General features: G+C 72.2%; 22 protein-coding genes. 11 read left to right on the top strand and 11 right to left on the bottom strand.

Features of this window, described 5'->3' with window-relative positions:
• The first annotated feature begins 87 nt into the window (after positions 1–87).
• The 3 genes from JK359_RS05165 to JK359_RS05155 all read left to right on the top strand — a co-directional run bounded on the left by JK359_RS05165 (position 88) and on the right by JK359_RS05155 (position 3,501).
• Positions 88–327: an SCO4848 family membrane protein gene (locus JK359_RS05165; protein ID WP_201832060.1), complete on the top strand. Its 240-nt coding sequence runs from the start codon at positions 88–90 to the stop codon at positions 325–327.
• A 15-nt stretch (positions 328–342) separates the two neighbouring features.
• Positions 343–1,740 carry a metallophosphoesterase gene (locus tag JK359_RS05160; RefSeq protein ID WP_201832059.1) on the top strand — a complete coding sequence of 466 codons (1,398 nt, stop codon included), beginning with the start codon at positions 343–345 and terminating at the stop codon, positions 1,738–1,740.
• A gap of 216 nt (positions 1,741–1,956) precedes the next feature.
• Entirely contained in the window at positions 1,957–3,501 is a 1,545-nt protein-coding gene (locus tag JK359_RS05155; protein WP_201832058.1) for an ABC transporter substrate-binding protein, read from the top strand.
• Between the two features lie 33 nt (positions 3,502–3,534).
• On the opposite strand, the gene JK359_RS05150 is transcribed toward JK359_RS05155, so the two are convergent.
• The 10 genes from JK359_RS05150 to JK359_RS05105 all read right to left on the bottom strand — a co-directional run bounded on the left by JK359_RS05150 (position 3,535) and on the right by JK359_RS05105 (position 11,457).
• Positions 3,535–4,272 (bottom strand): TetR/AcrR family transcriptional regulator, encoded by a 738-nt coding sequence (locus JK359_RS05150; RefSeq protein ID WP_201832057.1) that lies wholly within the window; start codon positions 4,270–4,272, stop codon positions 3,535–3,537.
• An 11-nt stretch (positions 4,273–4,283) separates the two neighbouring features.
• Positions 4,284–4,802, bottom strand: a complete 519-nt coding sequence (locus tag JK359_RS05145; RefSeq protein ID WP_307787972.1) for a thiol-disulfide oxidoreductase DCC family protein — start codon at positions 4,800–4,802, stop codon at positions 4,284–4,286.
• Positions 4,799–5,206: a hypothetical protein gene (locus JK359_RS05140; protein WP_201832055.1), complete on the bottom strand. Its 408-nt coding sequence runs from the start codon at positions 5,204–5,206 to the stop codon at positions 4,799–4,801. The genes JK359_RS05145 and JK359_RS05140 overlap by 4 nt, the downstream gene beginning before the upstream one ends.
• 85 nt (positions 5,207–5,291) lie before the next feature.
• The gene (locus JK359_RS05135; RefSeq protein WP_201832053.1) at positions 5,292–5,702 is read right to left on the bottom strand and encodes a VOC family protein; all 411 of its coding nucleotides are present in this window, start codon (positions 5,700–5,702) and stop codon (positions 5,292–5,294) included.
• Positions 5,703–5,792: 90 nt separating this feature from the next.
• The gene (locus tag JK359_RS05130) at positions 5,793–7,157 is read right to left on the bottom strand and encodes an FG-GAP and VCBS repeat-containing protein (protein ID WP_201832051.1); all 1,365 of its coding nucleotides are present in this window, start codon (positions 7,155–7,157) and stop codon (positions 5,793–5,795) included.
• Positions 7,158–7,271: 114 nt separating this feature from the next.
• The gene (locus tag JK359_RS05125) at positions 7,272–8,051 is read right to left on the bottom strand and encodes a succinate dehydrogenase iron-sulfur subunit (RefSeq protein WP_201832048.1); all 780 of its coding nucleotides are present in this window, start codon (positions 8,049–8,051) and stop codon (positions 7,272–7,274) included.
• The gene (gene sdhA, locus JK359_RS05120; protein ID WP_201832047.1) at positions 8,051–9,805 is read right to left on the bottom strand and encodes a succinate dehydrogenase flavoprotein subunit; all 1,755 of its coding nucleotides are present in this window, start codon (positions 9,803–9,805) and stop codon (positions 8,051–8,053) included. The genes JK359_RS05125 and sdhA overlap by 1 nt, the downstream gene beginning before the upstream one ends.
• Positions 9,806–9,824: 19 nt before the next feature.
• Positions 9,825–10,307 (bottom strand): succinate dehydrogenase hydrophobic membrane anchor subunit, encoded by a 483-nt coding sequence (locus JK359_RS05115; RefSeq protein WP_201832046.1) that lies wholly within the window; start codon positions 10,305–10,307, stop codon positions 9,825–9,827.
• A gap of 5 nt (positions 10,308–10,312) precedes the next feature.
• Positions 10,313–10,693 carry a succinate dehydrogenase, cytochrome b556 subunit gene (gene sdhC / locus JK359_RS05110; protein WP_201832045.1) on the bottom strand — a complete coding sequence of 127 codons (381 nt, stop codon included), beginning with the start codon at positions 10,691–10,693 and terminating at the stop codon, positions 10,313–10,315.
• 191 nt (positions 10,694–10,884) lie between these two features.
• Positions 10,885–11,457 carry a 2-oxo-4-hydroxy-4-carboxy-5-ureidoimidazoline decarboxylase gene (locus JK359_RS05105; protein ID WP_201832044.1) on the bottom strand — a complete coding sequence of 191 codons (573 nt, stop codon included), beginning with the start codon at positions 11,455–11,457 and terminating at the stop codon, positions 10,885–10,887.
• A 154-nt stretch (positions 11,458–11,611) separates the two neighbouring features.
• Between JK359_RS05105 and JK359_RS05100 the strand changes: the two genes are divergently transcribed.
• The 8 genes from JK359_RS05100 to JK359_RS05065 all read left to right on the top strand — a co-directional run bounded on the left by JK359_RS05100 (position 11,612) and on the right by JK359_RS05065 (position 19,774).
• Complete coding sequence (locus tag JK359_RS05100; protein WP_372445349.1) at positions 11,612–13,273, top strand: beta-N-acetylhexosaminidase; 1,662 nt, start codon at positions 11,612–11,614, stop codon at positions 13,271–13,273.
• Positions 13,274–13,637: 364 nt separating this feature from the next.
• Entirely contained in the window at positions 13,638–14,342 is a 705-nt protein-coding gene (locus JK359_RS05095) for a DUF4328 domain-containing protein (protein WP_201832042.1), read from the top strand.
• 92 nt (positions 14,343–14,434) lie between these two features.
• Positions 14,435–15,103 (top strand): hypothetical protein, encoded by a 669-nt coding sequence (locus JK359_RS05090; protein ID WP_201832040.1) that lies wholly within the window; start codon positions 14,435–14,437, stop codon positions 15,101–15,103.
• 194 nt (positions 15,104–15,297) lie between these two features.
• Positions 15,298–15,648 (top strand): hypothetical protein, encoded by a 351-nt coding sequence (locus JK359_RS05085; protein WP_201832038.1) that lies wholly within the window; start codon positions 15,298–15,300, stop codon positions 15,646–15,648.
• Positions 15,649–15,800: 152 nt separating this feature from the next.
• Complete coding sequence (locus tag JK359_RS05080) at positions 15,801–16,442, top strand: RNA polymerase sigma factor (RefSeq protein WP_201832036.1); 642 nt, start codon at positions 15,801–15,803, stop codon at positions 16,440–16,442.
• 105 nt (positions 16,443–16,547) lie between these two features.
• Positions 16,548–17,414 (top strand): hypothetical protein, encoded by an 867-nt coding sequence (locus JK359_RS05075; RefSeq protein ID WP_201832034.1) that lies wholly within the window; start codon positions 16,548–16,550, stop codon positions 17,412–17,414.
• Between the two features lie 399 nt (positions 17,415–17,813).
• Positions 17,814–18,476: an RNA polymerase sigma factor gene (locus JK359_RS05070; RefSeq protein ID WP_201832032.1), complete on the top strand. Its 663-nt coding sequence runs from the start codon at positions 17,814–17,816 to the stop codon at positions 18,474–18,476.
• A complete protein-coding gene (locus tag JK359_RS05065) occupies positions 18,476–19,774 on the top strand; it encodes a hypothetical protein (protein WP_201832031.1) in 1,299 nt (432 codons plus the stop codon). The genes JK359_RS05070 and JK359_RS05065 overlap by 1 nt, the downstream gene beginning before the upstream one ends.
• Positions 19,775–20,327: 553 nt before the next feature.
• On the opposite strand, the gene JK359_RS05060 is transcribed toward JK359_RS05065, so the two are convergent.
• Positions 20,328–21,140, bottom strand: coding sequence for a L,D-transpeptidase family protein (locus JK359_RS05060; RefSeq protein WP_201832030.1), 813 nt, complete (start codon positions 21,138–21,140; stop codon positions 20,328–20,330).
• Positions 21,141–21,186: the final 46 nt, after the last annotated feature.

Genomic DNA, 21,186 nt, shown 5'->3' with positions numbered 1-21,186 from the left:
GATGTCATGCTGTGCCCGCCCGGGGGGCGCCCCCCGGACCCCCGGCCGCCTGCGGGTGACCGGTGCTTTTCGGAAAGGTCCGTCGCTGTGAAACTCAGCCGCCCCGTCTCCTGGTTCCTGCTCGCCTTCGGGGTGTGGAGCTGGGTCATCTGGATCACTTTCGTCAAGAACCTTGTCAAGGACAGCAGCGGGCTCGCCTTCGACGACGGTCACCCGACCGCGTACTTCTGGGTGCACCTGCTGCTGGCGGTCGTCTCCTTCGTATTGGGGACGGTCATCGGGGGCATCGGGTTGCGCGGACTGCGCGCACTGCGCCGGACGTCATAGCGAGGGGCCGGGCGGGTGGTCGTCCTCTTCGCGCTCGTCGCCCTGGCCGTCCTGGCCGCCGTGGCGGGCCTGCACTGGTACCTGTGGCGGCGCCTGGTCCGTGACACCACGCGCGGCCCCGGTCCGGCCCGCCGTGCCGGCACCGCGGTCTTCACCGCCGGCCCGCTCCTCGCGGTCGGGGCCCTCGTGGCGGAACGCACCGGCGCCCCCTTCTGGCTCCAGCGCACCCTGGCCTGGCCCGGCTTCCTCTGGCTGGCCCTCTCGCTGTACCTGCTCCTGACGACCCTGGCGACCGAGCCCCTGCGCCCCCTCCTCCACCGGGTCCTGCGAGGCCCAGCCGGCCCACCCCACGCCCGACCGACCGAGCAGCCCACGAGTCCATCTCTCGCCGCACCGGGCGAGAACGCCACGATTTCACCTCTCGCCTCGCCGGGCGGGAATCTCGCGGGTACGCCGTTCGACGCACCGGGCGGGAACCCCGTGGGTTCACCTCTCGGCCGACAGGGTCGGGTGGCGGGTGGGCGAGGGACGGGGGTCCAGGGGGCGGAGCCCCCTGGTACGCCGGCGGCAGCACCGGCCGGCCAGGACCCCACCCGCCGCCTCTTCGTCGCCCGCCTCGCCGCCGGCGCCGCGGCCACCATCGCCACGGCCACCGTCGGCCACGGCACCTACGGAGTCCTCCGCGGCCCCCGGATCAACCGCGTCACCGTCCCGCTCGCCAAACTCCCCCGCGCCGCACACGGCTTCCGCATCGCCGTCGTCAGCGACATCCACCTGGGCCCGGTCCTGGGCCGCGGCTTCGCGCAGAGGGTCGTCGACACGGTCAACGCCACCCAGCCCGATCTGATCGCGGTCGTCGGCGACCTGGTCGACGGCAGCGTCAAGGACCTCGGGCCCGCCGCCGCCCCCCTCGCCGGCCTCCGCGCCCGCCACGGCGCGTACTTCGTCACCGGGAACCACGAGTACTTCTCCGGCGCCGAACAGTGGGTCGAAGAGGTCCGCGGCCTCGGGCTGCACCCGCTGCAGAACGCCCGCACCGAACTGCCGTCCTTCGACCTGGCCGGGGTCAACGACCTCCAGGGCGAGAGCGAAGGCCAGGGCCCGGACTTCGGCAGGGCGCTCGGCGACCGGGACCCGGCACGCGCGTGCGTACTGCTCGCCCACCAGCCGGTCCAGATCCACGAGGCGGTCCGGCACGGCGTCGACCTCCAGCTCTCCGGCCACACCCACGGCGGCCAGCTCTGGCCCGGCAGCCTCCTCGCCGCCGCGGCCAACCCGACGGTCGCCGGTCTGGAGCGCTACGGCGACACGCAGTTGTACGTCAGCCGGGGCGCGGGCGCCTGGGGCCCGCCCACGCGCGTGGGCGCGCCGTCGGACGTGACGGTGATCGAACTGGCTGCCCTGCGCGCATGACGGGAACCGCTCCCACACCTGTGAAGGAGCTGTGAAACCGCCGGGAAACAACGCCTCGGTAAGTTCTTCCCTAACAGGTCAGAAAGCCCTTCCCCCGGGTGAAAGCGGTGTGCTTAGGTGAGCCGCGTCACTTTAGGGGAAGTGGCCGCTTCGTGCTGGGCCAGGGGTAGGGCCTTGAGGGGCCTGGGGGAGGGCACCACCGTGCGATCTGTTCGCATGCGGATTCTCGTGACGCTGCTCGTGCTCGCCGTCGTGGGGATCGGCGGCTGGCAGCTGCTGCCGGCACAGGGTTCCGGGAACAGGACCATCACCGTCGGTACGACGGACGCCGTCACCGCACTGGACCCGGCGGGCGCCTACGACGCCGGTTCCTGGGCGCTGTTCAGCAATGTGTTCCAGTCGCTGCTGACGTTCGAGCCGGGCGGCACCGAACCGGTCCCGGACGCGGCACGGAGCTGCGCCTTCGAGGGCAGCGGCCTGAAGTCGTACCGGTGCACGCTGCGTTCCGGGATCACCTTCCCGAGCGGGCGCGAGATGACGGCCGAGGACGTGAAGTACTCCTTCGAGCGGGTCAAGAGGATCAACTCCGATGTCGGCCCGGCGTCCCTGTTCGACACGCTGGCCACGGTGACCGCGGACGGCAGGTACACCGTCACCTTCCACCTGTCGTCCTCGGACGCCACCTTCCCGCTGAAGGTCGCCACCGGTGCCGGCGCGATCGTGGACAAGGACAAGTACCCGGCCCACGGCCTGCGCCAGGACGCCGCCGTCGACGGCACCGGGCCGTACGTGCTCACGGCGTACACCAAGGACCAGAAGGCGGACCTCGCGCCGAACGAGCACTACAAGGGCTCCCTGGGCGGCATCGGCCGCCCGATCGAGCTGCGCTACTACGCCGACTCCGAGAAGCTGGCGCGCGCCTGGAAGGGCCGGCAGGTCGACGTCGCCACCCGGACGCTGCCGCCGAAGACGCTGTCCGCGCTGAACCCGAGCGACCCCGGGCAGCGGGTCACCGAGTCCGACAGCGCCGAGACCCGCAACCTGTACTTCAACACCCACTCCGGCTCCCCGCTGCACGATGCGCGGGTGCGTCGCGCGATGGCCTGGCTGGTCGACCGCGAGCGGCTGGCGGCGACGGTCTACGAGGGCACGGTCGACCCGCTCTACTCGCTCATCCCGACCGGGATCACCGGCCACACCACGTCGTTCTTCGACACCTACCCCGCGCCGAGCACCGAGAAGGCGCGCGCGCTGCTCACGGAGGCCGGCGTGAGCCTGCCGGTGCGCTTCACCCTCGGCTACGGCATCGGCCGGGGCGCGGGCGCCCAGGAGGCGGCGGAACTGAAGAAGCAGCTGGAGACGAGCGGTCTGTTCAAGGTGGACGTCAAGGGCTACGAGTGGACCGACTTCCAGAAGCGCTGGGCCGCCGGGAAGATGGACGCGTGGGCGGTCGGCTGGGTGGCCGACTATCCCGACGCGGACACATTCGGCGCCCCGCTCGTCGGCACCGGCTCCACCATGAGCACCGGGTACAGCAACAAGCTGGTCGACCATCTCATCCTGGACAGCCGGCAGTTCGCGGACCGCAGCCGGGCCGTGAACGACTTCCGTGACATCGAGACCACCGTGGCCCGGGACGTTCCGCTGCTCCCGCTGTGGCAGCGCAAGGAGTACGTGGTCAGCACCGAGGACGTGGGCGGCGGCCAGTACCTGACGGACGGCACGGGCGTGTTCCGGCTGTGGCGGCTGAACTGGATCTGACCGCCCCGGCCCGGAGCCGCCCGTCCGGGGCGGTCACTCGCCCCGGTCACGGCCCGGGTCCGGCAGGACCTTCGTCATGCCCGGCAGGAAGTCCGTGAACAGCTCGTGGACCTCCAGGACCAGCGGGCGCAGTACGCGGAAGCGGGCCAGGGACACGCCCCGCGCGGTGAGCCGGGCCCCGCGCTTGGCCAGCCGGTAGCTGCGCTCGCGTCCCTCCGTGCGGTCGAAGATCCAGTACAGCACCAGGCCCATCTGGGAGAGCCACATCAACTCGGGGAGCACGTCCTTGAGTTCCGGGGCCACCTTGGACCTGGAGCCGGCCAGGACCTCCCTGTGCACGCTGATCGCCTGCTCGCGCGCGTGCTCGCTCTCCGGCGAGAAGGGGCTGAGCGGGCTGTCGGGGTCGGCGGCGTTCTTGAAGAACTGGACCGCGAACTCGTGGTACGGCCGTGCGACGTCCAGCCATGCGGTCAGCACGCCCGCGAGCCGCGCCTCCAGGTCGGTCTCCCGTTCCAGGACCGCCCGGGCCGCCGCCTGGTGCTCGGCGGCGATCCGGTCGTAGAAGCCCTGGATCAGGTGTTCCTTGCCCTCGAAGTAGTAGTAGGCGTTGCCGACGGAGACCCCGGCCTCCTTGGCGATGGCCCGCATGGTCGTCTTGTCGTACCCGCGCTCCTGGAACAACCGCATCGCGGTCTCCAGGATCAGCGCACGGGTCTGCTCGGACTTGCTGCTCTGGGAGCCGGCCTCGGGGCCGTCGTTCTTCGCGGGCACGGTAGGAGAGCCTAACGAGTGGTGCAGCCGGGCCCCGAACAGGACGGCGGCTCGAACGTCCAGCCGGTGCCCGGGTGGTAGGACCAGCCGTCGGCCCGGCGGTACGTCCGCCCGCTCCACTGCGTGCCCCGCCACTGCGTCTCCCGCCACTTTGCGGCGGCGAGCACGGCTCCCCTGGCCAGCCTGGCGCCGGCCGGGGTGGCGAGCTTGTGGGCGAGCGGCCGGTGCTCGCGCAGGGCCCACAGGACGGTGATCCAGGCGCGCGGACCCCGGTAGACCTGCCCGGCGTCGCCGACCACGGTGACCTCGTCGAGGGTGGCGGAGTTGTCGAGTTCCGGGAAGCGGGCGCGGGCCTCGGCGGAGCCCGCCGGCACCAGCTCCAGCGGCACCAGTTGCGCCTGCCGGGCCAGCCAGCCGCGCAGGTGGGTGCACAGGGCGCACTCGGCGTCGTACAGGACGGTCAGCCCCCGGACCGGGGCGCTCGTGGCGCCCCGGCCCGGTGTGCCGGTCGTGGCGGTCACCGCGGTCACGCGCCGGCCGTCGGGGCGATCCACTCCTGCGGGCTGACCGGGGGCACCTGCTCCCGCTCCATCACCCCGCGCCGGCGGATCTTGTTGAGCACGTACACGTTGCCCAGGTGCATCACGCCGAGCACGAGCAGGACCACGCCCAGCTTGGTCGACAGGGCCTCGAAGATGCCGCGGGTGTCCTCGATCGTCTTGTCGTCGCTCAGGTACAGGGCCACGAAGCCGAGGTTGACGAGGTAGAACCCGACCACCAGCAGGTGGTTGACGGCGTCCGCGAGCTTCTCGTTGCCGTGCAGGACGTCGGCGAGGAAGATCCGGCCGTTGTGGCTGAGCGTGCGGGCCACCCAGACGGTCAGTGCGACGCTGACGACCAGGTAGATGACGTAGGCGATGACGGTGCGGTCCATGCCCCACCCCTTCTTGAACGCGTTCAAAACGCTGACAGGGATGACTCTAGACCTGCTTTTGAACATGTTCAACTCAATGGAGCGCTCAGCTTCGGCGGCCCAGTGCCGGGCGCTTGGTGTAGTCCGTGAAGCCCAGGACGTTGCCCCAGGGGTCGGTCACCTCCACGGTCCAGCCGGTGGCCACCTGGAACACCTCGTCCAGCGGCGGGATCCCGGCGGCGGCCAGCTTCCGTGCCGCCACCCGCGCGTCCGGCACCTCCAGCCAGATGCGCGGCGAGGGCCAGGCCGGCGACCGGTGCCGCAGCTCCTCCTCGGCACGCAGCAGGAGGCCCGGCGTCTCCCCGCCGACCTTCAGCAGCGCGATCCCGGCCTCGTCGAACCGGAATCCCACGGTGAATCCGGCCCGCTCGTAGAAGGCGACCGCCTCGGCGAGGTCGCCGACGGGGAGCAGCACGTTGTCGAAGCCGAGCAGTTCGTACGACTCTTCGTCTGACATGTCGTCAGATTAGGAGTCCTTGTGCCCGGATGCGAGGAGCCCCACCGGAGCGGATTCCGGTGGGGCTCGGCGGGGGACGCGGCAGCGTGACTACTGCGGGAAGTTCGGGTCCAGGTCGCTCTCCGAGGCGCCGCTGGTGGTGACGCCCGAGGCGGTCGCGCGCAGCAGCACACCCGGGCGGTAGAGGTCGCCCGAGACCAGCAGGTCCGCGTCACCGTCCCGGTCGAAGTCGCGCAGGCGGACGAAGCGGCCCAGCGCCTCCCACTCGCCGGGGCTGCCCGGCACCCCGGCCGTGGCGCGGGTGAACCACTGGGAACCGGTACCGGTCAGGCCGCCCTTGCCGCCCCGCAGGACGTGCACACCGCCCGCGTTCTCGACGGAGCCGGCCTCCTCCTCGGGCACGCCCACGGCGAGGTCGGGGTAGCCGTCGCGATTGGTGTCACCGGCGGAGAGGGAGTAGCCGAACGAGTCGTTCTTCGTCGCCGCCGTCGCCACGCCGGAGGTGGCCTGGGACAGCCGGTAGGAGGTGGTCGGGCCGCTCGCGCCGCCGCGCAGTACCAGCACGGAACCGGCGTTCTTGTTGTACGGCTTGTCGCTGACGGCCAGGTCCCCGTAGCCGTTCTTGTCGAAGTCGGCGATCACTCCGGTGGAGGAGAAGTCCGCGTGCGAGGCGTTGTACGTCGTGTACTTGCCGCGCTTGATGGTGGAGCCGCCCTGCACGAACCATGCGGCCTGGACCATCTTGTCGTTCTCGTAGCCCTGGCCGAGCACGTACAGGTCGGTGGCCGCGTCCTTGGTGACCTTGCCGGCGACGATCGCGGTCGGTTCCAGCACGTGGGCGCCGCTGGGGCTGACCTCCATCCTGGTGACGCTGCCTGTCGCACCGGTCTGGGAGAAGCCGCCGCGGTAGACGAAGAGGGTGCCGGTGACGTCGGCGACGGCCAGGTCCGGCTTCCCGTCGCCGTTGAAGTCGCCGGAGGCGAGGGCGGTGCCGAACCCGGTCGTGGACTTGGCCGGGATCCGCGTGGCCTTCACGCCGAGACCCGCCTTGGCGCCCCACAGGACGGTGACCGCGCCCGCCGCGGTCTTCGTCCCGGCCTTCTCGGTGTGGTCGGCCACGGCCAGGTCGGCGTACCCGTCCCGGTTGAGGTCGGCGGTGGCCAGTCCGTCGCCGAAGGCGTCGGCGTAACCCCCGGCATCGCCCGCCTTGCCCGGGATGTTCGGGCTGTCCTGGGTGAACCGGACCGTCTTGGGCCCCGGCCCGGTCGCCGTGCCGTAGGTGACCGTGACCTCGCCGCCCCAGCCCGAGGCGTAGTCCCGGTACCCGTCGCCGTTGAAGTCGTCGGCGTACTTGGCGGGCGCGGCGCTCGCCGGCCCGGCCGTGAGGGCCACCAGGCCGCCGGTGAGGGACAGCGCCGTGGCCGTGACCACGGCGGACACTCTGTGGGTGCGCATGTATCTCCTTGATCGCGTACACAGGAGACGCACCAACACCCCGCACAGTTGTACGGAGAGGGCCCCGCCCCCGGTGCACACCGGGGACGGGGCCCTCTCCGTCGGCCTCGCGGGTCAGTAGCGGCGCGTGATGAGTGCGCGCTTCACTTCCTGGATCGCCTTCGTGACCTCGATACCGCGCGGGCAGGCGTCCGTGCAGTTGAAGGTCGTGCGGCAGCGCCACACGCCGTCGCGGTCGTTCAGGATCTCCAGGCGCTGCTCGCCCGCCTCGTCACGGCTGTCGAAGATGAAGCGGTGGGCGTTCACGATCGCGGCCGGACCGAAGTACTGGCCGTCGTTCCAGAACACCGGGCAGGAGGAGGTGCAGGCCGCGCAGAGGATGCACTTCGTCGTGTCGTCGAAGCGCTCGCGGTCCTCGGCGGACTGCAGCCGCTCGCGGGTCGGCTCGTTCGTGTCCTTGGTGACCAGGAACGGCATGACGTCCCGGTACGCCTGGAAGAACGGCTCCATGTCCACGACCAGGTCCTTCAGGACCGTCAGGCCCTTGATGGGCTCGATCGTGATCGGCTTCTCGGGGTTGATGTCCTTGATCAGCGTCTTGCAGGCAAGGCGGTTCTTGCCGTTGATCCGCATCGCGTCCGAGCCGCAGATGCCGTGCGCGCACGAGCGGCGGAAGGTGAGGGTGCCGTCGACGTCCCACTTGATCTTGTGGAGGCCGTCGAGGACACGCTCCTTCGGGTCGATCTCCAGCTGGAAGTCTTCCCAGGTGGCCTCCGCCGAGACCTCCGGGTTGAACCGGCGGACCCGGAAGGTGACCGTGATGTAGGGGGAGTCGGCGAAGCCGGGCTCGGGCTGGCCGGCCGCGTCCGCCTTGTCCAGAACAGGGGTAGCCATCAGTACTTACGCTCCATCGGCTGGTAGCGGGTCTGGACGACCGGCTTGTAGTCGAGACGGACGGTTTCCGAGCCGTCGGCGCCGACCTCGCGGTACGCCATGGTGTGGCGCATGAAGTTGACGTCGTCGCGGTTCGGGTAGTCCTCGCGGTAGTGACCACCGCGGGACTCCTTGCGGGCCAGGGCCGAGACGGCCATGACCTCGGCCAGGTCGAGCAGGTTGCCCAGCTCGATGGCCTCGAGGAGGTCCGTGTTGAACCGCTTGCCCTTGTCCTGGATGGCCACGTTCCGGTAGCGCTCGCGCAGCTCGGCGATCTTCTCGACGGCCGTCTTGATCGTCTGCTCGGTGCGGAACACCATGACGTTGGCGTCCATGGTCTCCTGCAGCTCGCGGCGCAGGGTCGCCACCCGCTCGTTGCCGGTGGAGGTGCGCAGCCGCTCGATCTGCTCGACCACCAACGACGCCGGGTTCTCCGGCAGCTCGACGAAGTCGGCCTTGTGGGCGTACTCGGCGGCGGCGATGCCGGCCCGGCGGCCGAACACGTTGATGTCCAGCAGCGAGTTGGTGCCCAGGCGGTTGGCGCCGTGCACGGAGACACAGGCGACCTCGCCGGCCGCGTACAGACCCGGGACGACGGTGGTGTTGTCCGCCAGGACCTCACCCTCGACGTTCGTCGGGATGCCGCCCATCGCGTAGTGCGCGGTCGGCTGGATCGGGATCGGGTCCGTGTAGGGCTCGATGCCGAGGTACGTGCGCGCGAACTCGGTGATGTCCGGGAGCTTGGCGTCCAGCTGCTCCGGCGGCAGGTGGGTCAGGTCCAGGTAGACGTGGTCGCCCTCGGGACCGCAGCCGCGGCCCTCGCGGATCTCCGTGTAGATGGAGCGGGAGACGACGTCGCGGGAGGCGAGGTCCTTCATGACGGGCGCGTACTTCTCCATGAAGCGCTCGCCGTCCTTGTTGCGGAGGATGCCGCCCTCACCGCGCGCACCCTCGGTCAGGAGGATGCCCATGCGCCAGATGCCGGTCGGGTGGAACTGGAAGAACTCCATGTCCTCCAGCGGCAGGCCCCGGCGGTAGACGGCGGCCTGGCCGTCACCGGTGAGGGTGTGCGCGTTGGAGGTCACCTTGAAGAACTTGCCGGTGCCGCCGGAGGCGTAGATCACGGACTTCGCCTGGAAGACGTGGATCTCACCGGTGGCCAGCTCGTACGCCACGACACCGGCCGACTTCTTGACGCCGTCGACCTCGGTGATCAGCTGGTCCAGGACGTAGAACTCGTTGAAGAACTCCACGCCCTCCTTGACGCAGTTCTGGTACAGCGTCTGGAGGATCATGTGGCCGGTGCGGTCCGCGGCGTAGCAGGACCGGCGGACCGGGGCCTCGCCGTGGTTGCGGGAGTGACCGCCGAAGCGGCGCTGGTCGATGGTGCCGTCCGGGGTCCGGTTGAACGGCAGGCCCATCTTCTCCAGGTCGAGGACGGCGTCGATGGCCTCCTTCGCCAGGATCTCGGCGGCGTCCTGGTCGACCAGGTAGTCACCGCCCTTGACCGTGTCGAAGGTGTGCCACTCCCAGTTGTCCTCCTCCACGTTGGCCAGCGCGGCGGCCATGCCGCCCTGCGCGGCGCCCGTGTGGGAGCGGGTGGGGTAGAGCTTGGTCAGCACCGCGGTGCGGCTGCGCTTCGTCGACTCGATGGCCGCGCGCATGCCCGCGCCACCGGCGCCGACGATGACGGTGTCGTACTTGTGGATCTTCATGATTCTCGCAGCCCCGTGCCTAGCGGATGTTCGGGTCGAAGGTGAAGATCACCAGCGTGCCCAGCAGGATGGTGAACACCGTGGCGGTGTAGAGCAGAGCCTTCAGCCACAGCCGGGAGTTCGGCCGCTCGGCGTAGTCGTTGATGACCGTGCGCAGACCGTTGGCGCCGTGCAGCATGGCGAGCCACAGCATCAGCAGGTCCCAGACCTGCCAGAACGGGGACGCCCAGCGGCCCGCCACGAAGGCGAAGCCGATCTTGGAGACGCCGCCGTCCAGCACGAGCTGGATCAGCAGGTGGCCGATGACGAGGACGACCAGCACGATGCCGGACAGGCGCATGAACAGCCAGGCCGCCAGCTCGAAGTTGCCCCGGGTCGACTTCGGGGTCTTCTTGGTGCGCTTGCGCGGCGCCTCGATGAGCGGGGCCGGGTTCTCGACGGTGTAGACGGGGGTGCCCTCGACGGGGCCGACTCCGGGGGCCGCGGTTTCAGTCGTGGACATCGGCGTCAGCTCCCAAAGAGGACACGGTAGGCGTGGCCGAGGACCGGGTAGATCGCACCGGCCATCAGGATGATCCAGACACCCATCACGCCCCAGAACATCTGCTTCTGGTAGCGCGGGCCCTTCGACCAGAAGTCGACGGCGATGACACGCAGGCCGTTGAGCGCGTGGAAGAGGATGGCGGCGACGAGGCCGTACTCCAGCAGCGCGACGATCGGCGTCTTGTACGTGGCTACGACCTTGTCGTAGTCCTCGGGGGAGACACGCACGAGAGCGGTGTCCAGCACATGAACGAACAGGAAGAAGAAGATGAGGACACCGGTGACTCGATGAGCCACCCACGACCACATTCCTTCCCGGCCGCGGTACAGCGTTCCAGCCGGCACGGAAGAACCCTCCGGGAGCGGGGACTAGGGCCGCGCCGGCTTCACTGTCGGTCGGGCCCGGCCGGGTACGGTCCACCGGCCCCCAGCATCGTAGCGATGCGCTGCGCCGTGCCTTACGGGGGGCCTACCTGTGTGATCAAATTGGCACGCGGTTGGGCTAGCCGGGACGGCTGCCGGGGCGGTGCGTCCCGTCACCTGCGGGGTGCGGATGCGTTGTGGCTGGTGGCGCCACGCGGCGGAGCCGCTGATGGGCACGGTCCCGCGCCCCTGAGTCCGGCCGTCAGCCGGCTTCGCGCCAGGCGCCGGAGTTCCTCCGCCGCTATGACCCGTTCCTCCTCCGGATCGTTCGCCAATCGTGACCGGATGCCTTCGAGGATGTGGTCGAGGGCCTCGTCCGGCGGTGCATCGCCCAGATAGATGACGAACGCGTGTCCGAATCGTGCTTCGTAGGCGGCCTGCGCCGCGCTCAGGGCCATGTGGGCCGCCGAGTACGTGTCCTCGGGCAGCTCCGGGAGGGACTCGCCCGCGAGGGCCTCCGCGAGGTCGGCCGGGGAGAGGTCGTACGCCGCCTCGTCCGCCGCGGCCAGCAGGGCCTCCAGGTCGGGATAGGGGCGGTGGTCCGCGATCCGGCGGGACCAGCACAGGCTGTGCAGGCAGCACAGGAGAAGGGTGCGCGCCTCGTCGTCCGTGGCGGTGTTGAAGGCGTCGAGGGGCGTGGGGAGGTACGGGAGACGGTGGGCGGGCAGCGTGGGTCCTCGCGTCACATGTGGCGTGGCAGGGGATGCTGTGAAATGTGTGTCGTCAGGTTATCGAGAGTGGTCATGGTGTGTCCGAGCGATGCCTGAATTTCACTCGGATGGGAGAGTTTCAGGACACCTCGGTGACGGATGTGCCGGCGACCGGACGTACGTTGACAGGGTGACCCAGCACAGGCGCAGGCGCCGGGACGCGGCGCGACGAGTGATACGGAAGCGGGCGGCCGTGGCGGCCGCGGTCGTCGGGACCGTCGCGCTCGGCACGGGCGTCGGCGTGTGGGCCGCGACGTCCGGGGGCGACGGCGGGCCGCAGCAGAGCGCACGGCGGTCGTCCGACCGGGTGCCCGGCGCCGGCTCCGCCGAGCCGGGGACACCGTCGGCGAGCCCTTCGCCCAGTCGGTCCTACCCGCTCTCGCAGGCGCCGCGCACGATACCCGCGGTGCGCTCCCACACCGCGGAGCACGGACCGGGCTGGAAACCGCGAGCCGGCGGCCGGGTGCTGGTGAGCGACGCCGGTCTGGCGGACGAGGGGCGGCTGGCCGCCGGAGAGCTGGGGCTGACCTACGCGGGCGTGAAGAACGACGCCCGGGCCGGTGACGTGCGGCTCGCGCTCGGCGGGGGCGGCAACCAGGAGTCGTACACCATGACCGTCCGCGGCGGACGGGTCGACATCACCGGGCCCGGCGAGGCCGGGGTCTTCTACGGCACCCGCACCCTGAAGCAGGAGGTCCACGGCGGCGGTACGGCGCCGGAGGGCGTCGTCCGGGACGAGCCCGCCAAGCCGGTGCGCGGGTTCATGCTGGACATCGCACGCAAACCGTTCAGCGAGACCTGGATAGAGGACCGGATACGCGAGCTGGGGGACCTGAAGTTCAACGAGCTGGGACTGCACTTCTCCGACGACCAGGCCTTCCGGATCGAGTCCACCACCCACCCGGAGATCGTCTCCGCGGACCACCTGAGCAAGGCGCAGGTCAAGAAGATCGTGGACCTCGCGAACAGCCGGCACATCACCGTCGTACCGGAGATCGACTCGCCGGGGCACCTGGGGGCCGTGATCGCCGCCCACCCCGATCTCCAGCTGCGCAACGCGAGCGGGGTCGCCACCAGGGGAGCCGTCGACATCTCCAAGGAGGCCTCCGCGAAGATCGTCGACGACCTGCTCAACGAGTACGCGGGGCTCTTCACCGGCGACCAGTGGCACCTGGGCGGCGACGAGTACCAGGCGCTGACCGTGCGGGACCCGCAGGCCTCGTACCCGCAGCTCGCGGCCGCCGCCCGGGAGAAGTACGGCCCCGGCGGCACGGTCGCCGACCTCGCCACCGGCTGGCTCAACGCCCGCGCCGACACCGTCCGCGCCCACGACAGGACGATGCGGGCGTGGAACGACGGCTTCCTGCGCGGCACCTCCGTCCAGCCGGCCGAGGATCTCAGGGTCGCCTACTGGACCGGCAAGGAGATCGGCGCCCGGCAGCCGGACGAGTACCTGAGCGCGGGCCGGAAGGTCGTCAACTACAACGACGAGTTCCTCTACTACGTGCTCGGGCAGCCGCAGACCTTCGTCTATCCGACGGGACAGCGCATCTACCAGCAGTGGAACCCGCGGGTGCTGCGCGGCACGGCCGCCGTGCCCGCGCGCTACGAGGGTCAGGTCCTCGGCGGGACGTTCGCCGTGTGGGGCGACTTCCCGAACGCGCAGACGGAGGAACAGGTCGCCGCCGGGATCCGGATGCCGCTGCGGGCCACCGTGCAGAAGCTGTGGGACCCGGGCGAACCGCCCCTTTCCTGGGCGGAATTCGGAAAGCTCTCGGACCGGCTGGGCTGAGCACACGCGGACGGGCCGGGGCGGAAAGCGGGAGCCGGCTCGGCCGAGGGGGAAAGGGCGGACCAGGCGCCCGCGGGATGGGAGTGGACGCGGGGCCGCCCCGGGAATGGGGTTGGACGCAGGGCCGCCCGCGGGATCGGGTTGGACGCAGGGCCGCCCGCGGGATCGGGTTGGACGCAGGGCCGCCCGCGGGATCGGGTTGGACGCAGGGCCGCCTGCGGGTTCGGAGTGGGCGCGGGGCCGCCCCCGGGAATGGGGTTGGACGCGGGGCCGCCCTCGACGTAGGTTCCGGTGACCGCGCGTCCGGTTCGGGGAGAGCCGCGCGCCCTTCGCACCATCGCTCATCGCCTCGGGGGAAACCTTCATGACCTCACCCATGCCCGCGCCGCCCATGCCCATGGTGCCCGGCCCCGTCCTGCGCAAGCCGGTGGGGCTCGGCCGGACCACCGCCGTGCTGCTCGGCCTCGTCATCGCCACCGACCTGTTCGCCGTCTGGGCCGGCCTCGGCGAGATCGACGTCGCCGGTGACATAGCCGACGGCGCCACAGGCGGCGGCATCGTCGACCGGGCCGACCGCGCCGACACCTTCTACAGCGCCGCCGGTGTGCTCCAGACGGCCGCCCTGCTCGCCACGGGGATCGTCTACCTGTGCTGGGTGTGGCGGGTGCGGGTGAACGCCGAGGTGTTCAACCCGGGCGGGCACAGCAAGTCGCGCGGCTGGACGATCGGCGGCTGGTTCTGCCCGGTCGTGAACCTGTGGTTCCCGCGCCGTATCGTCCTCGACATCTGGGACTCCAGTGCCGCCTGGGCCAAGCGCCCCGGACACGCCATCGTCAACTTCTGGTGGGCGCTGTGGATCGTCTCCCTCCTCGCCGGCCGGGTGGCCGCGCGGCTGTCCGCGCGGGCCGAGACGGCCGCCGAGATCCGGGACGCCGCCCGGCAGATGCTCTACGCGGACGTGCTCGACATCGGGGCGGCCGTCCTGGCCGTCCTCGTGGTCCTCAAGATCACCCGGATGCAGCACCGGCGGGCTCTCGAGGGACCGGTCCCGGCCCCTGCCCTTGTCTGAAAACAGCTGGCTGTGACATACCTGAGCCGTCGCACGCAGTAAGGGGAAGTGCGGGCTCCGTACCGGTAGGCGCCCCGGCGAGGGAGGCATTCATGAGCCTGGTGGAACTGATCGCACAGGCCGACGAACGCGGACTGGCCGCCAGCGGGCTGGCTTGTCTTGATCGGTGTCTGCCGCTGCTCGGCGGTGACGACGAGCTGCTCCGGCCGCTGTGGGCGAGCCTCGCCGACGGCTCCGACTGGGGCCCGGGCCTGGAGAAGGCCCGCGCCGCGCTCGGCCCCGGCGAAGCCGCCGGTTCCACCGAGTCCGCCGAGTCCGCCGAGTCCGCCGGGTCCGCCGGTTCCACCGAGTCCGCCGGGTCCGCCGGCTCCACCGCGCCCGAGGCGTCCGTCGGTGACGAGGCCGTGCGGCTCGCCCGCCGCATGCTGGACGCGGCCCCGGCCGAGCGCGCCGCCGACGCCGTACGGCCCTGGGCCGACGCCTGCTCGGTCGCCTCCCTGCGGATCCACCGGCTGCTCGACCCGGCCGCGGACGGCACCCCGGGAGCGGACGGCCTCGACGCCGGCCGCGCGGGGGACACGGCGGACCTGCCCCCGCTGGTCGCGGCCGAGCTGCGCCGCCAGGCCGCGGTGCTGGAACTCCTCGCCGGGCACGGTGCGAACGGCCTGCGCCGGGCGCTGGACGTGTCGGTCGAGGGCCGCCGTGTACTGCGCGCGGTCGTCTCCCGCCGGGCGCGCAGTGCCGCGGAACCGGGGGTCTGAACGGTTCCTGTGGGCGTCCTGCGGTGGACGTGGGGCGGTCCTGCGACGTTCGGCGAAACCTGTCGGATCCGAGTGACGGAAGTCCCGCCCGGCTCGCTCTTCCCTATGTGACAGCCGATGTGACAGCTCATGCGACAGCTCATGTGACAGGCCCGCACGCGACGGCACAGCGCGAGACGAGACCGCATGCGGCGATGAAGCCCGTGCGGTGGGCGGCGGACGCCGTCGCGACCATGCGCGAGGGGGCCCGGGTCCGGCTCGACTACTCCGCGCAGAGCCTGTGGAGGGTCGACCGGGTGATCGAGGAGATCCGCCGCGAGGAGCCCCCGTACGCGGCCGTCGAGAGCGTCCTGCGCGGCCTCGGCGCCTACGCCGGCGAGGTGATCGTGCGCCAGACCGGCGCCGAGTGGTGGGCGACCGGTGGCGAGCACTGGGTGCGCACCCCCGACGGCCGGCTCTGGGATCCAATGGAGGAGGCCCGCCGCTGTTTCGGCGGCCAGGGCTCGCTCCGTCTGTTGTGCCGGGACGCCACGGCCCGCGGCTGACCGGCACCCGCCGTGGCCCCACCGCCCGGCTGTGACACTTCCGTCGGGCCCGACGCTGATGATCGTGGAGGGCGGCGACACGGCCGGTGCGTGTCGGACCGTGCGGCAGGCGCCGCACGGTGGCCAGGAACTCGGCGCGAACGAGGACGGTCTTGGGCCAGGGAGGGGAACCCCGCCGCCCGCAGCCGCGGGACGGCGAGCTGGGCGCGGCCGTCGCGCGGGCCCAGGACGGTGACGAGACCGCCTTCGCGGTGGCCTACCGGATCGTGCAGCCCGGTCTGCTGGGCTATCTGCGCGGCCTGGTCGGAGAGGACGCCGAGGACGTCGCCTCCGACGCCTGGCTGGAGATAGCCCGGGACCTCGGCCGGTTCCGCGGCGACGGCGCCGGTTTCCGTGGCTGGACCGCGACCATCGCCCGGCACCGCGCCCTGGACCATCTGCGGCGGCAGCGGGTACGGCCCCGGGCGGCGCAGCTCGAGCAGGACGCCCTGGAGCTGCCCGGCCGGCACAGCACCCACGACCAGGCCCTGGAGTCCCTGTCCACCGCACGCGCGCTGGAGCTGGTGCGTGCGCTGCCCCGGGACCAGGCCGAGGCGGTGCTGCTGAGGGTGGTCGTCGGCCTCGACGGCCCGGCCGCCGCGCGGGTGCTCGGCAAGCGCCCCGGGGCGGTCCGCACCGCCGCGTACCGGGGGCTGCGCCGCCTGGCCCGGCAGCTGGGCGCCCAGGCCCCGGGCGGAGACTCCGCCGAGGGTGTGACGGATGGCGACCCGCCGACGCTGGGGGAGTCGAGATGAACGCCCCGGCGCGCGGCACGTATGGGTACGCGGCAGTGGCCGCCCACGGCGCGCAGGGACAGGCGCACGGATTCCCGGGCGGACGGCGACGAGGACGGAACGGACATGGGTGAACGGCACAGCGGCGAGGGGCCGCCCGGCCGCCGGCTCGCGCACCCTGGCGGCACCCTCTCCGCCCCGGAGCGGACCGGGGCGCCCGGTGCCGTACTGGACCTGGAGACGCGGTTCGCCGTCGCGCTGCGCCGCGCCGAGGCCGACCCCGAGGCGGAGCGCAGCGCCGTGACCGCCTTCCGGGCCGCGCGGGACGCGGGGGCGCACGACGCCCGCACCCGCGCCCGGGACGACTGGCGGCCCGGGCGCCCGCGGCGCGCCCCCCGCTCGCTGCGGACCACGCTCTCGCTGGCGTTCGCGAGCCTCACGCTGGGCGGGGTCGCGGTCGCGGCGATCGGCTCGGTGGGGTCCGGCACGGACGCCGCCCGGGACACCACGCACTCCGCCCGGCCCTCGGCGGGCCACCGGCACGCGCCGGGCGACGCCGCGGCCGACGGCGCCGGAGCCGGGGCGCCCGACACCGCGTCCCCCGGCCGCTCCGCACACCCCGGGCACCCGGCCACCGCCCGGGACACCCTGGCCCACTGCCGCGCCTTCGTACGGGCCGGGGACCGGGGCGGTGCCCTGGACGCGACCGCCTGGCAGCGGCTCGTCACGGCAGCGGGCGGTCCCGGGAAGGTGACGGCATTCTGTGCGGCCCACATGACGCGGGCGCAAGGCAAGGACACCGGAAAGGCGGATGCTTCCGGCAAATCCGGTGAAGGAGACAGCAGCGGCGAAAACCCTGACTCGGGCAACGGCGAGAACCCCGGCTCGAAGCACGCGCCCGCCAAGCCGAAGCAGGGCGCCGGGAACGCGGCGGACACGGGGGCGAGCGGCGGCAGGCCCACCGGTAAGGGGCAGCCGCCGGCCGGCGAGTGACGGGCGTCGACGAGGCGGACGGGGGAGGCCGTCCGGGGGCGTCGGCGGTCGCCGGCGGATGGCGGAGTAAAGCCCTTACAGCCCCAGGGCGGAGGGGTGCGCCTGGGCAACGGCGGGGCCGTCATCCCCCAGCGGATGGGTGCGCCTGGGCAACGGCCGGGGCCGCCACCCCCCACAGGAGAGGCCCCGGCCGTCGCGCGGACGGGCCGCGCGCGGCCCGTACTTACTCCAGCGCCATGAGTGCGGTTTCTGTCACACCCGGCCACGCCCGGATCTCACCCTGTGCACATCCGAACCCGGTCACGAGTTAGTTGCATCTTCTACAGACATGGACGACGAACGCTTTCACGCCGTAACGTGCCTTTCGCGCCGACCGAAGACAGGCGTAAAGGGAGTGCGGTGCTGGGGGACGACGCGGAGCTGACCGCCGCGGTGCGTGCGGCACAGACCGGTGATGAGACCGCGTTCCGTGCGGTGTACCGCGCGGTGCATCCCCGGCTGCTCGGCTACGTCCGCACACTGGTCGGAGATCCGGACGCGGAGGACGTCGCATCCGAGGCCTGGCTGCAGATCGCCAGGGACCTGGACCGGTTCAGCGGGGACGCCGACCGGTTCCGCGGCTGGGCCGCCCGGATCGCCCGCAACCGCGCCCTCGACCACATACGCATGCGCGGCCGCCGTCCCGCCATCGGCGGCGACGAGACGGAGCTGACCGGCCGGGCCGCCGAGTCCGACACCGCCGGGGAGGCCATCGAGGCCCTGGCCACCGACAGCACCCTCTCCCTGATAGCCCGGCTCCCGCAGGACCAGGCCGAGGCGGTCGTCCTGCGCGTGGTGGTGGGTCTGGACGCCAAGACCGCCGCGGAGACGCTCGGCAAGCGCGCGGGTGCCGTCCGCACCGCCGCGCACCGGGGACTGAAGCGGCTCGCGGAGCTGATCGGCGCCGATCCGGAATCGGCGGGCGGGCTCGACGCCCTCCCCGCCCAGCGAGAACCGCGCCGAGGAGCGGTGACGTCCGCCACTGTGACGCATACGCGTGCGCGGACGCAGAAGGACATGTGATGGCCGACGAGCAGTACAAGTGGCTGAACCGTGAGACCGCTGAACGCCTGTTGCGCGGTGAGCCGCTGGAAGCCGTCGACCCCTCCGCCCATGACCAGGCTGAACGCCTTTCGCAGGTGCTCGGCGCGTTGTCCGCGCAGACGGCACCCGCCACCGGCGAACTCCCCGGCGAGCAGGCCGCCTTGGCCGCGTTCCGCAAGGCCCGTGAGGCCGCCGCCGCCGCGCCTGCCGTCGCCGCCCACGTATCCGGCACCGCGGCCGCCCCGGCACCGCGAGCCGACGCGGGCCTGGTCCGCATCGGTGCCCCGGACCGTAGCGGAATCCGGGGCCGGCGCCCCCACTGGGCCCGCCCGGTGCGCCTGGCGCTCGCCGCGGCAATGGCCGTGGGCACGCTCGGCGGGGTCGCCATGGCCGCCGGCAGCGGAGTGCTGCCCACGCCGTTCGGCGACGAACCCTCCGGCCCCACCGCCTCCGTCACCGCCGACGCGAACACCGGACAGCCGCTCGCCTCGCCGTCCCCGCAGACCACAACCGGCGACGGGACCGGCACGGGGGCTCCGGGCGGCAGCCCGAAAGCGAGCCGTGGCGACACCTCCGACGAGGCCGCCGGACCGGACGGGGACACGCGTGTGGGTGCCCGTCCCGGCTCCGGAGTGCCCTCCACCGCGCCGGGCAGCGGGTGGGGCGGCGCCGCCGAGGCGTGCCGGGCCCTCCGGGACGGCAAGGGGCTGGACGCGGGCCGCAAGCGAGCGCTGGAGAACCTGGCGGGCGGCTCGGCCCGGGTCACCAAGTTCTGCAAGGTCCTGCTGACGACGGCCGACTCCGGCACCGCGAACGGCGGAAAGACCGGTGGCGGCAAGGACGGCACAGGGCACGACAAGAACGACAAGGGCAAGGGCGACAAGGACGACAAGGGCGACAAGAGCAAGGACGAGGACGGCAAGCACAAGGGCAAGGGCAGGAACAAGGGCAACGGCAGACCCGGCCACTCGGGCAGACACGGCCACGGCGGCGGCAAGCACGGCCACTCCGGAAAGGGCGGCCACTCGGGCGGGGGCGACGGCAAGGGCGGCCACTCCGGCGGGGGCGGCCACGGCGGCGACGAACACGGCCACTCGGGCGGGCACGGCCATTCGGGCAAAGGCGGCCACTCGGGCGGGCACGGCCATTCGGGCAAGGGCGGCGACGAGCGCGGCCACTCGGATGGGGGCGGCGGCAAGGGCGGCCACTCCGGCAAGGGCGACCACTCGGGCCAGGGCGGCGGCAAGGCGGGCCACTCCGGCAAGGCCGGCCACTAGAGCAAGGGCGGTGACTCGGGCAGGCCGGCCGATGAAGCAAGGGCGGTCACTCGGGCAGGCCGGCCACTAGAGCAATGGGCAGTCACCGCCTTCCGGACCCTCGGCCCTCTCGCGGCTCCCCCTCCAGCCCCTCGACCCCCTCCGGGCAGCCCCTCCCTACCCTGGGCCCGCGCCCCGTCGCTCCTCCCCACCCACCCCGCCACCCGGTCCCTCCCACTCCTCCCGATCCCTCCCACTCCGCCTGGGCCTCCCCACCCACCCCGCCACCCCGCCACCCCGCCCCCTCCCCACCCTGCGCACGCACCCCTTCGCTCCCTCACCCCCCTCTGACCTGCTGCTTTGCGGGTGGGGAAATTTTTTTGGCTTGGGGTGTGACGTTTCTGGGGGCTTCGACGCAGTACTGAGTGAGCCGACTGGTCATCGGCCATCGCACTGAGCCGGGGTTCCCCCCGTACCCGCGGCTCGTGCACCTGGCGCGGGCGGGACACGTTCCCCCGGTCCCGCCCGCGCCCCGCTCCTCCCCGCTCTCGGCGTTCTCCCGCTCTCAGCGCTCTCACCGGTACACGACGACCTTGTCGCCGACCCGTACCTGGGCGAAGAGCGCCGCGATCGCCGTTTCGTCCCGGACGTTCACGCACCCGTGCGAGCCACCCGCATATCCGCGCGCCGCGAAGTCGTACGAGAAGTGCACCGCTTGGCCGCCGCTGAAGAACATCGCGTACGGCATCGACGCGTGATAGAGGGTCGACACATGGTTCCGTGACTTCCAGTAGACGTGGAACACACCCTCGCGGGTAGGGGTGTACTGCGTCCCGAAGCGCACGGCCATGGTCGACAGGGTCCGTCCGTCGACCATCCAGCGCAGGGTCCGGCCGGCCTTGCTGATGCACAGCACCCGCCCCATCAGACAGCGCGGATCCGGCGCGGCGGCCGGCTGGCCGCCCATCAGATACAGCTCCCACCGGCCCGGCTCGCGCGTCATGGCCACCAGCCGCTGCCAGGTGACGGTGTCCAGCTCACCGGTCCGCGGCAGCCCGCGCTTGCCCTGGAAGCCGGTGACGGCCTGCACGGTGGCATCGTCGTACGTCCCCGTCGGCCCGACGTAGAGCCATGCGATCTGGCGCAGCCGGGCCTGCAGTTCCCGAACTCCGGGACCGCTGTCCCCGCGCGTCCACAGGATCCGCGGCGCCGGCCCGGCGGCCGGTGTCGTCGCGCCGGGCGCCGGAGCGCGGCTTCCGGGCAGGTCCACGTGCACCGGCAGGCCGCGTTTCGCGTCGGGGTCCGTCGGCTGCACGGTGCACCCGTAGAGCGCGGCGAGCGCGGCGGCCGAGGCGAGCAGAGCGGCAGGTCTCCCCGGGATCCTCATGCCGGGGATGCTTCCCCGCGTGACCGCCGCCGAACTACGGGGCATG

Source organism: Streptomyces actinomycinicus (genome assembly GCF_016741775.1).
Lineage (GTDB): Bacteria > Actinomycetota > Actinomycetes > Streptomycetales > Streptomycetaceae > Streptomyces > Streptomyces actinomycinicus.
This window is presented reverse-complemented; position numbering and strand designations above follow the sequence as displayed.

What these genes read in the sequence shown, in the direction of transcription:
- JK359_RS05155 (WP_201832058.1), top strand. Translation starts at nt 1,957, where the DNA reads ATGCGGATTCTCGTGACGCTGCTCGTGCTCGCCGTCGTGGGGATCGGC.
- JK359_RS05140 (WP_201832055.1), bottom strand. Translation starts at nt 5,206, where the DNA reads ATGGACCGCACCGTCATCGCCTACGTCATCTACCTGGTCGTCAGCGTC.
- JK359_RS05135 (WP_201832053.1), bottom strand. Translation starts at nt 5,702, where the DNA reads ATGTCAGACGAAGAGTCGTACGAACTGCTCGGCTTCGACAACGTGCTG.
- JK359_RS05130 (WP_201832051.1), bottom strand. Translation starts at nt 7,157, where the DNA reads ATGCGCACCCACAGAGTGTCCGCCGTGGTCACGGCCACGGCGCTGTCC.
- JK359_RS05125 (WP_201832048.1), bottom strand. Translation starts at nt 8,051, where the DNA reads ATGGCTACCCCTGTTCTGGACAAGGCGGACGCGGCCGGCCAGCCCGAG.
- sdhA (WP_201832047.1), bottom strand. Translation starts at nt 9,805, where the DNA reads ATGAAGATCCACAAGTACGACACCGTCATCGTCGGCGCCGGTGGCGCG.
- JK359_RS05115 (WP_201832046.1), bottom strand. Translation starts at nt 10,307, where the DNA reads ATGTCCACGACTGAAACCGCGGCCCCCGGAGTCGGCCCCGTCGAGGGC.
- JK359_RS05095 (WP_201832042.1), top strand. Translation starts at nt 13,638, where the DNA reads ATGACCTCACCCATGCCCGCGCCGCCCATGCCCATGGTGCCCGGCCCC.
- JK359_RS05090 (WP_201832040.1), top strand. Translation starts at nt 14,435, where the DNA reads ATGAGCCTGGTGGAACTGATCGCACAGGCCGACGAACGCGGACTGGCC.
- JK359_RS05085 (WP_201832038.1), top strand. Translation starts at nt 15,298, where the DNA reads ATGAAGCCCGTGCGGTGGGCGGCGGACGCCGTCGCGACCATGCGCGAG.
- JK359_RS05075 (WP_201832034.1), top strand. Translation starts at nt 16,548, where the DNA reads ATGGGTGAACGGCACAGCGGCGAGGGGCCGCCCGGCCGCCGGCTCGCG.
- JK359_RS05065 (WP_201832031.1), top strand. Translation starts at nt 18,476, where the DNA reads ATGGCCGACGAGCAGTACAAGTGGCTGAACCGTGAGACCGCTGAACGC.
- JK359_RS05060 (WP_201832030.1), bottom strand. Translation starts at nt 21,140, where the DNA reads ATGAGGATCCCGGGGAGACCTGCCGCTCTGCTCGCCTCGGCCGCCGCG.